The organism is Streptomyces wuyuanensis, assembly GCF_900103455.1.
Classification (GTDB): Bacteria; Actinomycetota; Actinomycetes; order Streptomycetales; family Streptomycetaceae; genus Streptomyces; species Streptomyces wuyuanensis.
Genome location: NZ_FNHI01000027.1, coordinates 53,500 through 68,302, shown reverse-complemented (window position 1 = coordinate 68,302; position 14,803 = coordinate 53,500). Strand labels below are relative to the sequence as shown.

Genomic DNA, 14,803 nt, shown 5'->3' with positions numbered 1-14,803 from the left:
GCGGTGACGACCGCCGGACCGGAATGAACGCCGCACTTCCCAGGTTTTAGCCTGGGAAGTGCGGCGTTTTCGCGCCAAGGCAGAGCACAGGAACGAGGCAGCACAGATGACCGACCCGGTGACGCTGGACGGCGAGGGCACGATCGGCGAGTTCGACGAGAAGCGTGCCGAGAACGCCGTGCGCGAACTCCTCATCGCCGTCGGCGAGGACCCGGACCGTGAGGGCCTGAAGGAGACCCCGGCGCGGGTGGCCCGGGCGTACAAGGAGATATTCGCGGGACTCTGGCAGCAGCCCGAGGACGTGCTCACCACGACGTTCGACCTCGGCCATGACGAGATGGTCCTGGTGAAGGACATCGAACTGGTGAGCTGCTGTGAGCACCATCTGGTCCCCTTCCGGGGTGTCGCCCACGTCGGCTACATCCCGTCGACCACGGGCAAGATCACCGGCCTTTCCAAGCTCGCCCGCCTCGTCGACGTCTTCGCCCGCCGCCCTCAGGTGCAGGAGCGCCTGACCACGCAGATCGCCGACTCCCTGATGGAGATCCTGGAGCCGCGCGGGGTGATCGTGGTCATCGAGTGCGAGCACATGTGCATGTCGATGCGCGGCATCCGCAAGCCGGGCGCCAAGACCATCACCTCGGCGGTGCGCGGGCAGTTGCGCGACGTCGCCACGCGCAACGAGGCGATGAGCCTGATCATGGCGCGCTGAGCCGTCCACCGGCGCAGGACCGCGGGCGGACCGCCCTCCTTCCCCGGCCGGCGCGCGCACGCACGCCCCCCTTCGACCGAAGCACCCCCGGCCTCGCCGGGGGTGCTTCCTCGCGTCAGGCAGGCGTCAGCGCGCCGGGACCTGGCCGGTACCGTCGTCCTCGTCGTCCGGGAGTCTGCAGACCCGCTCCAGGAACAGGCCCGCGGCGATCACCGCGATGCCCGCCAGTACCGCGAAGCCCGCGTAGATCGCCTGGTCACGGCGGGCCGGGACGTCGAGCGACCCCAGCAGGAAGGCGCCCACGCCGCCGTACACGCCGCTGACGAGGGCCGCCACCAGAGCGCTCGCCTGGCCGAAGACGACCGCGCGGGCGGCCATCAGCGGCTCGACCCCCTTCGCCCCCGGCCTGCGCTCACGCTGGGCCCGCAACCGGGCGCGCAGCGACAGCGCGGTCGCCAGGAGGACGACGGCGATCGACGCCAGGACGATGGGCGCGGCCAGTGGCACGCTCGGCAGCGTGCCCACCGAGTCCCACAGCCGGGCGCCGCCCCAGGACAGCACTCCGGCCACCACGAACAGCCCGGCCAGTACCCCAAGCCGTAGTTGCTTCACCGCGCGCCCCTGTGTCCTTCGTCTTGGTGCCGGAGACCCTGAAGAGCGTAACGACTACTCGGGCAGGCGGAGTTCCAGGTCCACGCGCGGAGCGACTCCCGTCCGGCCCACGCCGGCCAGCAGCTCGGCGATCCCGCCCAGGCCCGGCAGCTGGGCCTCGGGCTCCACGTCGTGCCACGGGGCGAGGACGAAGGCCCGCTCGTGCGCCCGCGGATGCGGAAGGGTGAGGAGCGGGTCGCTCGAGACCACGTCCGCGTACGCCACGATGTCGACGTCGATCGTGCGCGGACCCCAGCGCTCCTCGCGCACCCGGTCGAACGCCTCCTCGATCGCCTGGCCGCGCTCCAGCAGGGAGCTCGGGGGCAGCGTCGTCTTCACGAGCACCACCGCGTTGAAGTACGACGGCTGCGTGCCCGGCTCCACGCCCCACGGCTCCGTCTCGTACACGGGGGAGACGGCCTTGACCCGGACGCCGGGCGTGTCCTCGAGCAGGTCGATGGCGCCCTGGATCGTCTCCAGCCGGTTGCCGAGGTTGGAGCCGAGCGCGATCACGGCTCGTTTGGGGTTGGAGAGGGTGATGTCGGCCGCGTCGACCTGCTCGACGACGGCGGTCGGCACGGGCTGCACGGTGGGGTCGCTCATGCACGGCTCCGGGTGATGGTGATGGTGACGTCGTCGAACGGGACGGTGATCGGGGCGTCGGGCTTGTGCACGACGACCTCGACCTCCTGGACGCCGGCGTGCTTGAGGCACTGCTGGGCGATGCGCTCGGCCAGCGTCTCGATCAGGTCCACCGGCTCGCCCTGGACGACGCCGACGACCTCCTCCGCCACCACTCCGTAGTGGACGGTCTTCGCCAGGTCGTCGTCGGCCGCCGCGGGACGGGTGTCGAGGCCGAGCACCAGGTCCACGATGAAGGTCTGGCCCTCCTCGCGCTCCCGGGGGAAGACGCCGTGGTGCCCGCGGGCCTTGAGGCCGCGCAGCGCGACACGATCCACGCGAATCACTCCTGCTGTCGTAGTCCGGCGCGCACGCGGCCGCGTGCGGGCGGCAGCAGTGCACGGATTCGAATCTACCTGCGGGCTCGGACACGGCCTGCCCACGGGGCCGTGGACGGAACCGTCACCGGCTGGTGGCGGCGCCTACCCCGCGGACGCGGAAACGAACCTCCCACGAGCCGGTTTACCCGCTCAGGGGGTGGAATCGCCGTCCTCTTCGTCCTCCGATTCCGCCAGAACGGGCGAACCGTGATGTGACCAGATTCTCCACCCGTCCGGTGTGCGGCGGAACACGTTGGTGGCCACGACCAGCTGCCCGACGAGGGGCCCCAGCTCGCCGGCCTCCTCCGCGGGGCCGCCGCTGAGGATGTTCTCGGTGCAGGTCACGACGGCGGTGTCGCCGGACACGCTCACCCGCACGTCGGTGAGGAAGAACTGGATGTACTCGGTGTTCGCCATGATCAGGGCGTATGAGCGCAGCACCTCGCCGCGCCCCGAGAGCACCGGCCAGCCCGGGTGCACACAGGAGATGTCGTCGGCCTCGGCGCCGTCCAGCCAGAGGCCGGAGATCTCCTCGAAGTCGCCCCGTTCCACGGCCTCGTAGAAGGCGGTGTTGGCCGCTTCCACGTTCTCGACGTCGGTACGCGAGGTCACCGGGCTCCCTCGACCGCCCGCGCGACCCGCACGGCGTCCGCCGTGGCCCGCACCTCGTGGACCCGCACCGCCCAGGCGCCCTCGTGGGCGGCGATCGCGGAGACCGCGGCGGTGGCGGCGTCCCGCTCGCGAGCGGGCGGCGGGGTCGCGGCGTCGCCGGCCAGGACGTGGCCGAGGAACCGCTTGCGGGAGGCGGCGACGAGGAGCGGCCGGCCCAGGGAGCGCAGCTCGGCGAGGTGCGCGACCAGCGCGAGGTCGTGTCCGGCCTGCTTGGCGAAGCCGAGGCCCGGGTCGACGATGATCCGTTCGGCGGCGACACCTCCCGCGACCACGGCGTCCATTCGCTCCCGCAGTTCCGCGACGACCTCGGCGACGACGTCCCCGTACACCGCCCTGCTGTTCATGTCCTCGCTGAAGCCGCGCCAGTGCATGACGACGAACGGCACCTCCGCGGCGGCGACGGCGCGGATCATCTCCGGGTCGGCGAGGCCGCCGGAGACGTCGTTGACGAGGGTGGCGCCGGCCGCCACCGCCTGGGAGGCGACGGATGCGCGCATGGTGTCGACGGAGACGGTGACGCCCTCGCCGGCCAGCCCCCGAACGACGGGGAGGACGCGCCGCAGCTCCTCCTCCTCGTCGACGCGGGAGGCGCCGGGCCGGGTGGACTCGCCGCCGACGTCCACCAGGTCGGCGCCCTCGGCGACGAGGTCGAGGCCGTGCTTGACGGCGGCCGTGGTGTCGAACCAGCGGCCTCCGTCGGAGAAGGAGTCGGGCGTCACGTTGACGACCCCCATGACCGCACAGCGGTCCCACTCCGGCAGGCCCGTGGCCGTGCCCCGTCCGCGCAACGTACTCATACGACCAGCCTAGGCCCGGAAGAGACCCCTCCATGCCGCTGCCGCTCCGGCACGGTCCCGCTACGCCGCGCGCACCTCGTGCTCACCGGCCGCGGCCGGGCGGATGTGGGCGCAGGGGCGGGGGGCGCGGGCCGCGCGGCGGCGGAACGGACGCGGCACGGCCAGCGTCACGAAGCCCTCCGCCTGCATGGCGGCGAATCCGATGCGGGGCAGGTCGCGGGTCTTGCGGAAGACCACGAAGCGGGGCTCCCAGCGCGGCCGGAACTTGGCGTTGAACTTGTACAGCGACTCGATCTGGAACCAGCGGGAGAGGAAGACCAGCAGCCCGCGCCAGACCCGCAGGACCGGTCCGGCGCCCAGCTGCTCACCGCGGGCGAGCGCGGAGCGGAACATCGCGAAGTTCAGCGAGACCCGGGCTATGCCGAGCTTCGGGGAGGCCTGCAGCGCGGCGACGATCAGCAGTTCGTTCATGCCGGGGTCGGCGGAGCGGTCGCGGCGCATCAGATCCAGCGACATGCCGTCCGTGCCCCAGGGCACGAAGTGGAGTACGGCCTTCAGGTCGCCGTACGGCCCCGGCTCGCCGTCGTCGGCCTTGTGCGCGGTGGCGATCACGCTGTCGCCGTCCGAGGGGTCGCCGATGCGGCCGAGGGCCATGGAGAAGCCGCGCTCCGTGTCGGTGCCGCGCCAGTCGTCCGCGGCCCGGCGTATCCGCTCCAGCTCGCCGTCGGAGAGGTCACGGACGCGGCGGACGCGGGTCTCGTAGCCGTTGCGCTCGATGCGCTTCACCATCTGGCGCACGTTTCGCATGGCGCGCCCGGTGAGCGAGAAATCCGGGACGTCCACCACCGCCTCGTCGCCCAGCTCCAGGGCGTCGAGGCCGGTCTCGCGGGTCCATACCTGGCCGCCCGTCTCGGAACACCCCATGACGGCCGGGGTCCAGGAGTGGGCCTTGGCCTCGTCCATGAAGCGCTCGATGGCGCCCGGCCACGCCTCGACGTCGCCGATCGGGTCGCCGCTGGCGAGCATGACGCCGGAGACGACGCGGTAGGTGACGGCTGCCTTGCCGCTGGGGGAGAAGACGACGCCCTTGTCGCGCCGGAGCGCGAAGTGGCCGAGGGAGTCGCGGCCGCCGTGCCTCTCGAGCAGCTCGCGGAGCCTGGACTCGTCTTCGGTCGTGAGCGTCGCGGCCGGGTGCTCTGGGCGGAACGCCAGGTAGATCGTGGTGACGGCGGTGATCAGGCCGAGCGCGCCGAGCGAGTAGCCGACGGTCCAGTCGACGCCGCCCTCGTATCCGACCGGTCCTTCGAGGCCGAAGAGCCCGAACAGGACGTGCTCGAGACGGTCGGTGAGGCTGGGACTGCCGATGACCTTGCCCGGGTGTGCGCTCACGACGACCAGGCCGAGGCCGATCGAACCGGCGCCCATCAGGACGAAGTTGGCGAGTGCCTTCCAACGGCTGCGCGGGTCGGGAAGGGCGGCGAACTCGTTGCGGTGGCGCAGCAGCAGGGCCAGCAGTACCAGCGACAGCAGGACGCCGATGACCGAGTGGCGGTAGACGAACTGTGCGACGGCGCCGGCCGGGAGCAGGACCACCGCGGCCCGCCAGGCGCGCCGCTTGTGCCGCTTCAGCCCGTGTGCGAGGAGCAGCAGCAGGACGCCGGCGCTGAGCGACAGCGCGGCGGCGAACGGGCCGAGGGCGCCGGGGAGCACCTCGGCGAGGGCGTGCATCCGGCTGTGCCGGAAGCGCGGGAACACCCCTGCGGCGATGTCGACCAGGCCGATGAAGGTGCAGGCCGTGCCGACCAGCGCAGGAACGGATTCGGCGCGAGGGCCGCGGAGGATCCGGCGTACTCGATCCGGAACCAAGCCCGACTTATCCCCATCTATGGTGACAGACATCGCTTCCTGAGGCTCTCGAGAGAGATCGTGGAGTCCATGGCCGCAGAACGTTCGGCTCGGACAATTTGCGCTCTCTAGGACGGCACTTCCGGGCGGCGGGTTCATCGACTCTCAGGAAATTCTCACGGAAGAAGCTCGATCGCCTCATGGGTCTCACCAGTAACAAGGTTCTGGCGCTGGCCGTTCTGGCCGCCGTGGCTCTCTTCGCCGCGACGATCTGGCTGTGGCCGCGGCTCTCACGCCGGGGCTGGCGGGCGGTCCTCGGCCGGGTGGGGCTGCTGCTGGCGACGCAGCTCGCGCTGTTCGCCGCGGTGGGCCTGGCCGCGAACAACTCCTTCCTCTTCTACGGCTCCTGGGCCGACCTCTTCGGCCGGCAGCAGGAGATGGGAGAGGTCGTGGACCACTCGGCGAGCAGCAGGACCGTCAAGGTGGTCGGCAAGCAGAAGCCGGACGTCCCGGGAAGCGCGCGGCCGGAGACGGGCGGCCAGATCCAGAAGGTGGTGATCGTGGGCGAGAAGTCGGGGATCGACAGCCCGGCGTACGTGTATCTGCCGCCCGAGTACTTCCAGCCCGCCCACGCGTCGAAGCGCTTCCCCGTGACCGTCGTGCTGACCGGCTACCCGGGTACCGCGGAGAACCTGATCAAGGGCCTCAAGTACCCGCGAACGGCGTTCATGCAGGCCCGGGAGGGACGCATGCAGCCGATGATCCTGGTGATGCTCCGGCCGACGGTGGCGCCGCCGAGGGACACCGAGTGCGTCGACATCCCGGACGGACCGCAGACGGAGACGTTCTTCGCGAAGGACCTGCCGGCTGCCGTGTCGGCGACCTACCGGGTCGGTGACGCACCGCGCAACTGGGGCATCATGGGCAACTCGACGGGGGGCTACTGCGCGCTGAAGATAGCCCTCCACCACCCCGAGCGGTTCTCGGCCGGAGCGGGCCTGTCCGCGTACTACAAGGCCGCCGAGGACCCGACGACCGGCGATCTCTTCCACGGGAACCAGGCGGAGCGCAAGCGCGCGAACCTGCTGTGGACCCTGGACCACCGGCCCCAGGGCGCCTCCTCGTTCCTGGTGACCACGTCGGAGGAGGGCGAGGGAAACCTCAAGGGGACGCGGGAGTTCATCAAGAAGGTGAAGGCGCCCGCGCGCGTCTCGTCGATCACGCTGGACAGCGGCGGGCACAACTTCAACACCTGGCGCCGCGAGATCCCCCCGGCGCTGGTGTGGATGAGCGGCCGGCTCGGCGCGGCATGACGTCCGGCTCCCGCGCCTGAGCCCGGGCCTCCTGCCCGGCCGGGTGCGGGTTCTTCCGGGCCCTGCCCGGGCCTCCGGCTCGCCGGGCGGATCCCGGCGCTTCGAGGCGGGTTCAGCCCGACGGCACCTTGTCGATGTCCACCGTGGTACGCGGTACGTCCTGGGCGTCCGCGTCGATGGAGCGACGCAGGGCCTCGTGCAGGCGCCCCGGGGTCAGCACCCCGAGGAAACGTCCCTTCTCCTCCTTGTCGACGACCGCGATCCACCCCGCGTCGTGCTGCAGCATCGTGGAGAACGCCTGCTTCAGGGAGGCGCCGACCGGCAGCCAGGCGTCCATACGGCGGGCGTGCTCGCGCACGGTCCCGGTGCGGCCCGCGTGCTCGGCGGAGATCCAGCCGTGCAGATCGCCGCCGGAGTCCAGGACGACGGCCCAGGGCGAGTCCAGCTCGCGCGGGAGCGGGTCGTCGAGACGGACCACGGGCGGCTGCTCGAGATCGCCCTCCTCGACGGGGGTGACGGACAGCCGCTTCAGCCCCCGGTCGGCACCGACGAAGTCCGCCACGTAGGGGGTGGCCGGCGCCCCCAGCACGGCGGCGGGGGGCCCGAACTGCTCGATCCTGCCCTGCCCGTAGACGGCGATGCGGTCGCCGAGCCGGACGGCTTCCTCGATGTCGTGGGTGACGAACAGCACCGTCTTGCGGACCGCGGCCTGAAGCCTCAGGAACTCGCTCTGCAGGCGCTCCCGCACGACCGGGTCGACGGCCCCGAACGGCTCGTCCATCAGCAGCACCGGCGGATCGGCCGCCAGCGCCCGGGCCACGCCCACGCGCTGGCGCTGGCCGCCCGAGAGCTGCTCGGGGTAGCGGTCCCCGTACACGCGGGGATCGAGGCCGACGAGATCGAGGAGCTCGGCGGCGCGCTCACGCCCGCTGGCGCGCTTCCAGCCGAGGAGACGGGGCACGGTCGCGGTGTTCTCCAGGACCGTCTTGTGCGGGAAGAGGCCCACCTGCTGGATGACGTAGCCGATGCGCCGCCGCAGTTGGACGGGGTCGACGGTGGATATGTCTTCCCCGTCCAGGAATATCCGCCCCTCGGACGGCTCGATGAGGCGGTTGACCATCTTCATGGTGGTTGTCTTGCCGCAGCCGGACGGGCCCACGAGCGTGACCAGTTCACCCGCGGCGACCTCGAAGGAGAGGTCGTCCACCGCGGTCGTGCCATCCGGGTAGCGCTTGGTCACGTGCTCGAATCGGATCATGGTTCCCCATTGTGACGGGTGACGGCGGGCCTTGTGTGAAGGCAGTGTTGCCGGAACGCGAAGCTCCTCGGCGATTGTCGGCGGCGGGGGTTAGGGTCGGTTTCCGTTCGGCAACCGGTCGAACAGGCCGGACGCGAGGACGGGGGTGGGGCGATGGCGGGCCGGGACTGCCTGGTCACGAACGACTGGATCTGCGGCGAGTACCTGCGCTCCCGCAGCCAGGAGCTGATCGACGCCACGGTGCAGCACGTCGGGATCACGGCGGCAGCGGTCGCGATCGGACTCGTCGTGGCTTTTCCGCTCGCGCTGCTCGCCCGGAGCCGGCCACGGTTCGCCGGCCCGGTCCTCGGGCTGACGACCGTGCTCTACACGATCCCGTCGCTGGCCATGTTCTCGCTGCTGCTGCCCTTCTTCGGCCTCTCGGCCGCCCTGGTCGTCACGGGCCTGGTGCTCTACTCGCTGACGATCCTCGTGCGGAACATGGTGGCGGGGCTGGAGGCCGTTCCGGCGGAGGCCCGTGAGGCCGCCCGCGGAATGGGCTACGGCCCGGCCCGGCTGCTGTGGGAGGTCGAGCTGCCGCTCGCCCTGCCCGCGCTGATGGCGGGCCTGAGGATCGCGACGGTCTCGACGGTGGCGCTCACCACCGTCGGTTCGATCGTCGGCCGCGGCGGGCTCGGCAATCTCATCGAGGACGCGCTGCCCAGCTTCTTCAAGGCGCAGGTGCTGACCGCTTCCGTGCTCTGCGTGCTCCTCGCGGTCGCAGCCGACCTGCTGCTGCTCGGCGTGCAGAGGCTGCTCACGCCCTGGACCCGAATACGCGCGGCCGGGAGCAGGGGGGCCCACTGATGGACGTACTGGCCAGGACCTGGACATGGCTCTCCACGGGCGCCAACTGGTCCGGGGAGGGCGGCGCCTGGCACCGGCTGGGGGAGCACCTGTACGTCAGCGGGGTCGCCATGGCTCTGGCCTGCGCCATCGCCCTGCCCACGGCGCTGTATCTGGGACATGCCGGACGCGGTGGCGCCCTGGCCGTGAACCTGTCGAACGTGGGGCGTGCAGTCCCCGTCTTCGCGGTGCTCGCGCTGTTCATGGTCACACCGCTCCGCAGCGCCGGATACGTCCCCACGATCATCGCCCTGGTGCTGTTCGCCGTGCCGCCGCTGCTCACCAACGCCTACGTGGGCATGCGGGAGGTGGACCGGGCGGTCGTCGAGGCCGCACGGGGCATGGGAATGTCTGGCCGGCAGCTCTTCGTCCGGGTCGAACTGCCCCTCGCGTACCCGATGGTCATGACCGGGCTGCGGTCCGCCTCGGTCCAGGTGGTCGCCACCGCGACGATCGCGGCGATGGTCGGCCAGGGCGGCCTCGGCCGCATCATCACGGCCGGGTTCAACACGTACGACACTCCGCAAGTGGTCGCCGGCGCCCTGCTCGTGGCCGTGCTCGCCCTCCTCGTGGAGGCCGTGCTGGTGGCGGTGGACCGCTTGTGCAGTCCCCTCCGGAAGACCGTGTGACGACTCACTCCCTTGGATGGTGAACCTCATGAGCAAGACCTCGCGCCTCGCGGGAGCGGTACTGGGCGTCATGGCCCTGGTTGGCTCGCTCGCCGCCTGCGGCGGTGACAGCCTCGAGCAGGGGAAGAGCGGAGGCTCCGGAGCCTCGGACGGCGCCGCGAGCGGCGGCGGCAAGGGCACCCTCGTCGTGGGGGCGGCCGCCTTCACCGAGTCCAAGGTGCTCGCCGAGCTCTACGCCCAGGTGCTCCGGGACGCCGGCTACGACGCCTCCGTCACCACGGTCAAGAACCGCGAGCTGTACGAACCGTCCCTGGAGAAGGGCGAGATCGACGTCGTACCGGAATACGCGGCCACGATCGCGGAATTCCTCAACGCCAAGGCGAACGGTCCGAAGGCCCCCGAGGAGAAGCCCGTCGCGTCGAGCGATGTCGCCGCCACGGTGGCCGCTCTGGAGAAGCTCGCGACCCCTCGCGGACTGAAGGTGCTCCCCGCCGGAGAGGCGGTCGACCAGAATGCGTTCGCGGTCAGCAAGGAATTCGCCGAGAAGAACAAGCTCAAGTCCCTTTCCGATCTTGGCAGGTCGAAGATCAAGGTCAAGATCGCCGCGGGGGACGAATGCGAGGTGCGGCCGTTCTGCGCGCCGGGTCTGAAGAAGACGTACGGCATCGACGTGGCGGGGGTGGACCCCAAGGGCGTCGGTACCCCGCAGGCCAAGCAGGCGGTCAAGGACGGCGAGGACCAGTTGGTCCTGACCACCACGACCGACGCCACGCTGGAGAGCTTCGGGCTGGTGCTGCTGGAGGACGACAAGAAGCTCCAGAACGCCGACAACGTGCTGCCCGTGGTCAACGCGAAGGACGCCGGATCGCAGGAGATAGCCGACGCCCTCGGCAAGCTCACCGGTGCGCTGACGACCGAGGACCTGGTCGAGCTGAACCGGAAGGTGGACGCCGAGCGGGCCAAGCCGCAGGACGTGGCGAAGGAGTACCTGGCGGCAAAGGGCCTGCTCGGGAACTAAGGGCCGTCCCGTCATCACCGGTGGATCAGCATCACCGGTTTCCGCTGGGGATTGACGGGACCGCCCTGAGTGCCGCGTCAGCCAGGGTTCGCCCGTCGAGGAGCGGCGTCCGGTGCGTGGCGTCTCCCCCGGCTCCTCCGGGCCGAGGGGAAGGATCGCAAGACGCCGGATCGACCTCGTAGTGGGCCCCCTCGGTTGATTCGGCAACGCCGCGATTCGCCGTGCCGGGCGTCGCGACGGGGTGAACGTCGCCTGACGCGGCACCAGCCGCAGGCGAGGGGCCGAAGGCCCGGAACGAGCCGGAACGGCACGTGGATTACGAGGGATGGCCCGGCACATCGAAAGCGATGTGTCACCGATGCGAAGAGATTGCCGGGCCGACCCCCCAATCGTCACCTACGCACGGTAAATTTCAGGCCATGCCACGTGGACGCCACCGCCATTCCCCACCTCTGCACAGGCTCCTTCCGCCCTCGGCGGTCGCCGGAGCTGCGGTCCTTTGTGCTTTGGGCGCCTGGCTGCTCTCCGATCCGGTCCTGCTCCGCACCCTGGTCGCGGCCGCCGCCGCAGCGGCGGTCACCGGCGCGGTCCTCATGCGCAGTTGGGACCGGCACGCGGGCCGCCGCGTCGCCGAACTCACCCGTCTCCGCGCCAGTGACGCGTGGAAGACGGAGGAGCGCACGGCGGAGCTGGAAGCCGACCTCGACGAGTCCCGCGAACTGCGGACCAAGCTCGACGCCAAGCTGCGCGCCAAGCGGGTCGAGCTGGCCGGACTGCGCAACGAGCACGCCGCACTGCTCCGCCGGTACGCGAACGCCGAGACCGAGCGCGCCAGCGCGCTCGAGGGCCGCAGGCAGCTCGCGATCGAGGCGGGCTCGCCCAAGGAGCTCCCCCCGGCGGGTTCCACGCCGACGCCGTCCGCGTACCTGCGTGCGGCCAAGGCGCTGGAGGACCTGCCGCGCCGGGCCGCCGAGCAGCAGGCGAAGCGCACCGTCGAGGAGGCCCGCAAGCGCGACATCGCCGAGCGGGCCCGGGAGGCGGACGAGCCGCAGGGGAAGCACGCGGCGGCCGCCGGGGGAGCGCAGCACGCCCGCCCGTCGTCCGCCGTCCCCGCCACGCGCGTGCCGGTCGCCGCGGCGATCGTCCCCTACTCCGGGCAGCGCCGGCCCGTGCGCCCGCAGGGCGGTTTCGACTTCTTCGGCACTCAGGGGGCGAAGGCTCCGGAGGGCGCCGAACAGGCTGCTGGAGCCGCCGAGTCCACCGGGCCGGCCCCGACCGCCGGGGGCGGCAGCCGGAAGAAGACGCCGGTCGCGGCCCTCGAGCCCGCCCAGCTCGCGTCGGTCCAGGACGAGGACCTCGCCGACGTGGTGGGCGAGGAGGCGCTGGCGCAGAGCAGGCGCACCGAGGAACGCGTCGTGGGTGAGGTCATCGATCTGACCGCGCACGACGAGACGGAGCAGCTGGACGTCGCCCAGCTGCGCACCGCGATCTCCTGATCCGGCGCGGTTCCCGATCCGGCGCGGTTCCGGCCGCGCGAACGCCGGGTGGCTCACGCCGCCCGGCGTTCCTGTTGCTCCCGTGTAGCTGCTGAGCGTCCGCCCGCTCGGGCGCCGGCCTGCGAGTCGCGGGCGCGGTCGGCCTACTTGTCGATGTCTCCGACCACGAAGAACATCGAGCCCAGGATCGCCACCATGTCCGCGACCAGGGTGCCGGGCAGCAGCTCGGTGAGCGCCTGGATGTTGTTGTACGACGCCGAGCGGAGCTTGAGGCGGTACGGGGTCTTCTCGCCCTTGGAGACCAGGTAGTAGCCGTTGATGCCCAGCGGGTTCTCGGTCCAGGCGTACGTGTGGCCCTCGGGCGCCTTGAGCACCTTCGGCAGCCGCTGGTTGACCGGCCCGGGCGGCAGCTCGGCGAGCCGGTCCAGACAGGCGTCCGCCAGATCCAGCGAGTTGTGCGTCTGCCACAGCAGGCATTCGAACCGGGCCAGGCAGTCGCCCTCGGTGCGGGTGACGACCTTCAGGGTGTCCTGGAGCTCGCCGTAGGCCAGGTACGGCTCGTCGCGTCGGAGGTCGAAGTCGACTCCGGAGGCACGGGCGATCGGGCCCGAGACGCCGTACCCGTGTGCCGTCCGCTCGGTGAGCACGCCGATGCCTCGGGTGCGGCCACGGAAGATCTCGTTGCCGAGGACGAGCCGGTCGTAGACGTCCATCCGCGAACGGACCTCGGCGATCGCGCTCCTCGCCCGGCCGGTCCAGCCCGCGGGCAGGTCCTCCTTGAGGCCGCCGACGCGGTTGAACATGTAGTGCATCCGGCCGCCGGAGACCTCCTCCATCACGTGCTGGAGGTCCTCCCGCTCGCGGAAGGCGTGGAAGATCGGGGTGATTCCACCGAGTTCGAGGGGATACGACCCCAGGAACATGAGGTGGTTGAGCACCCGGTTCAGCTCCGCGAGGAGGGTGCGCAGCCACACGGCGCGCTCCGGGACCTCCATGCCGAGCATGCGCTCGACGGCCATGACGACGCCCAGTTCGTTCGAGAACGCGGACAGCCAGTCGTGGCGGTTGGCCAGCATGACGATCTGCCGGTAGTCGCGTGCCTCGAAGAGCTTCTCCGCGCCGCGGTGCATGTAGCCGATCACCGGCTCGGCCTGCTCGATGCGCTCGCCGTCCAGGACGATGCGGAGGCGCAGCACGCCGTGCGTGGAGGGATGCTGCGGCCCGATGTTCAGCACCATGTCGGTGCTCTCCGCCGCGCCGCCGATGCCGATCGTCGTCTCCGTCATGGAGGCAGTATCCCTCGCGTGGGTGAGTGCCCGGAGATGTGCCCGTGGACCGGACGCGCCCGTGGCCGGACCGTGTCCGGGGGTCCGCCACCGGGCGCCGGCACGGGCCCGCACCCGCCGTGCGGGCCCCCCGCCCGACCCGTCAGGCCGGCCTCCGACCCTGCCGTGTCCGGGCCGGGGCCGTGCGCCGGGCGTCGTGCACGCACGTGACCGGCGCGCCACGGAGCGCCTCAGCGGGCCGGGACCGGCTGGAGGAGCCAGGTGAAGTCGCCGAGGCCGCCGGGGGCGGTGAGTTCGGCGGCCTCGCCCGCCGACGCCAGCGCGCGGACGTAGGCCGCGGGATCGGACGAGGCCAGGGAGAGCGGCGGCCGGGCGCCGGAGACGCCGAGGCGGCGCAGGGCCTCGCGCTGGCTCACCAGCTCGGCCCCTGGACCGGCGCAGGCGTCGAGGGCGACATGCGCCGTGATGTCACAGCCGCCGTCCGGCACGGGACGGACCTCGCGCCCGCCGCTGAACCCGGTCAGCGTCCCGAAGGGCGGGCGAGCGCCGGCGCGGTGCGCGTAGTCCACGGCGACCGCGAGCCCCGCGTCCAGGCCCGCGACGGCCGCCGCCCAGGCCTCGTCGCGCGGTCGCCCGATCTCGGCCCGCGCCCCCGGCCCGGCGGGCGGCCACCAGCGGTCCAGCCAGGCGGCGTCGGCCCCGGACACCGGATCCCCGAGACGTTCCTCGCCGTCGGCCCTGACCATGACGTAACGCGGGACGCCCGCGTAGTCGACCTCGGCGACGTCCACCGGGACGTTGTCCAGCCATTCGTTCGCGAACAGCAGCCCGGAGATCCCCGTCGGCGGCCGCTCGGCCCACTCGATCCGCGGGTCGAGGCCCGGCGGCCGGTCGGCGCGCTCGACGGCGCAGGCGCGCACGGGGAAACCGTCCGGCAGCGCCGCCAGGACACCGGTCAGCAGTTCCCCGCGGCCCGCGCCGACGTCGACCAGCGCGACCTCGCCGACCCGTGTCCGCAGCCCCTCCGCGGTCTCCCGGAGCAGCCGGGCGACCGCGGCGGCGTAGAGCGGCGACGCGTGCACGGACGTGCGGAAGTGCCCCGCCGGTCCCTCCGGCCTGCGGTAGAACCCCCGCGGCCCGTACAGCGCCCGTTCCGCGGCCTGCCGCCAGGGGACCCATTCCGCGCCGGCGTGGCCCGCCTCGTTCGTCGCCTGGTACGTCACGCGCCCCAGTCTCCACC

General features: G+C 71.9%; 15 protein-coding genes. 6 read left to right on the top strand and 9 right to left on the bottom strand.

From position 1 onward, the window contains the following. The first annotated feature begins 106 nt into the window (after positions 1–106). Positions 107–712 (top strand): GTP cyclohydrolase I FolE, encoded by a 606-nt coding sequence (gene folE / locus BLT82_RS31120; RefSeq protein WP_093660899.1) that lies wholly within the window; start codon positions 107–109, stop codon positions 710–712. A 126-nt stretch (positions 713–838) separates the two neighbouring features. Here the strand turns inward: folE and BLT82_RS31115 are convergent, their stop codons facing one another. The 6 genes from BLT82_RS31115 to BLT82_RS31090 form a co-directional block, all read right to left on the bottom strand. Further along, positions 839–1,324 carry a DUF3180 domain-containing protein gene (locus BLT82_RS31115; protein ID WP_093660897.1) on the bottom strand — a complete coding sequence of 162 codons (486 nt, stop codon included), beginning with the start codon at positions 1,322–1,324 and terminating at the stop codon, positions 839–841. Between the two features lie 54 nt (positions 1,325–1,378). Then, the gene (gene folK / locus BLT82_RS31110) at positions 1,379–1,966 is read right to left on the bottom strand and encodes a 2-amino-4-hydroxy-6-hydroxymethyldihydropteridine diphosphokinase (RefSeq protein WP_093660895.1); all 588 of its coding nucleotides are present in this window, start codon (positions 1,964–1,966) and stop codon (positions 1,379–1,381) included. Then, complete coding sequence (gene folB, locus BLT82_RS31105) at positions 1,963–2,322, bottom strand: dihydroneopterin aldolase (protein WP_093660893.1); 360 nt, start codon at positions 2,320–2,322, stop codon at positions 1,963–1,965. Before folB ends, folK begins: the two co-directional genes overlap by 4 nt. A 192-nt stretch (positions 2,323–2,514) precedes the next feature. Beyond that, positions 2,515–2,976, bottom strand: coding sequence for a nuclear transport factor 2 family protein (locus BLT82_RS31100; RefSeq protein WP_093660891.1), 462 nt, complete (start codon positions 2,974–2,976; stop codon positions 2,515–2,517). Next, positions 2,973–3,833, bottom strand: coding sequence for a dihydropteroate synthase (folP, locus tag BLT82_RS31095; RefSeq protein ID WP_093660889.1), 861 nt, complete (start codon positions 3,831–3,833; stop codon positions 2,973–2,975). Before folP ends, BLT82_RS31100 begins: the two co-directional genes overlap by 4 nt. 60 nt (positions 3,834–3,893) lie before the next feature. Continuing rightward, on the bottom strand, positions 3,894–5,732 hold the full coding sequence (locus BLT82_RS31090) for a phosphatidylglycerol lysyltransferase domain-containing protein (protein WP_208868095.1): 1,839 nt from the start codon (positions 5,730–5,732) through the stop codon (positions 3,894–3,896). A 146-nt stretch (positions 5,733–5,878) separates the two neighbouring features. On the opposite strand from BLT82_RS31090, the gene BLT82_RS31085 reads away from it, so the two are divergent. Then, positions 5,879–6,991, top strand: coding sequence for an alpha/beta hydrolase (locus BLT82_RS31085; RefSeq protein WP_093660885.1), 1,113 nt, complete (start codon positions 5,879–5,881; stop codon positions 6,989–6,991). A gap of 112 nt (positions 6,992–7,103) precedes the next feature. Here the strand turns inward: BLT82_RS31085 and BLT82_RS31080 are convergent, their stop codons facing one another. Continuing rightward, positions 7,104–8,249: an ABC transporter ATP-binding protein gene (locus BLT82_RS31080; protein WP_093660883.1), complete on the bottom strand. Its 1,146-nt coding sequence runs from the start codon at positions 8,247–8,249 to the stop codon at positions 7,104–7,106. Positions 8,250–8,402: 153 nt separating this feature from the next. Here BLT82_RS31080 and BLT82_RS31075 point away from each other — a divergent pair, with 153 nt between their 5' ends. The 4 genes from BLT82_RS31075 (at position 8,403) to BLT82_RS31060 (ending at position 12,277) form a co-directional block, all read left to right on the top strand. Then, the gene (locus BLT82_RS31075; protein WP_093660881.1) at positions 8,403–9,095 is read left to right on the top strand and encodes an ABC transporter permease; all 693 of its coding nucleotides are present in this window, start codon (positions 8,403–8,405) and stop codon (positions 9,093–9,095) included. Then, complete coding sequence (locus tag BLT82_RS31070) at positions 9,095–9,763, top strand: ABC transporter permease (protein ID WP_093660879.1); 669 nt, start codon at positions 9,095–9,097, stop codon at positions 9,761–9,763. Before BLT82_RS31075 ends, BLT82_RS31070 begins: the two co-directional genes overlap by 1 nt. A 28-nt stretch (positions 9,764–9,791) precedes the next feature. After that, complete coding sequence (locus tag BLT82_RS31065; protein ID WP_093661013.1) at positions 9,792–10,781, top strand: ABC transporter substrate-binding protein; 990 nt, start codon at positions 9,792–9,794, stop codon at positions 10,779–10,781. 419 nt (positions 10,782–11,200) lie between these two features. Beyond that, the gene (locus BLT82_RS31060) at positions 11,201–12,277 is read left to right on the top strand and encodes a hypothetical protein (RefSeq protein WP_208868094.1); all 1,077 of its coding nucleotides are present in this window, start codon (positions 11,201–11,203) and stop codon (positions 12,275–12,277) included. A 143-nt stretch (positions 12,278–12,420) separates the two neighbouring features. Here BLT82_RS31060 and BLT82_RS31055 read toward each other — a convergent pair whose 3' ends face one another. Then, positions 12,421–13,563, bottom strand: a complete 1,143-nt coding sequence (locus BLT82_RS31055; RefSeq protein WP_093660875.1) for an NADH-quinone oxidoreductase subunit D — start codon at positions 13,561–13,563, stop codon at positions 12,421–12,423. Between the two features lie 230 nt (positions 13,564–13,793). After that, positions 13,794–14,786: an SAM-dependent methyltransferase gene (locus BLT82_RS31050; RefSeq protein ID WP_093660873.1), complete on the bottom strand. Its 993-nt coding sequence runs from the start codon at positions 14,784–14,786 to the stop codon at positions 13,794–13,796. Positions 14,787–14,803: the final 17 nt, after the last annotated feature.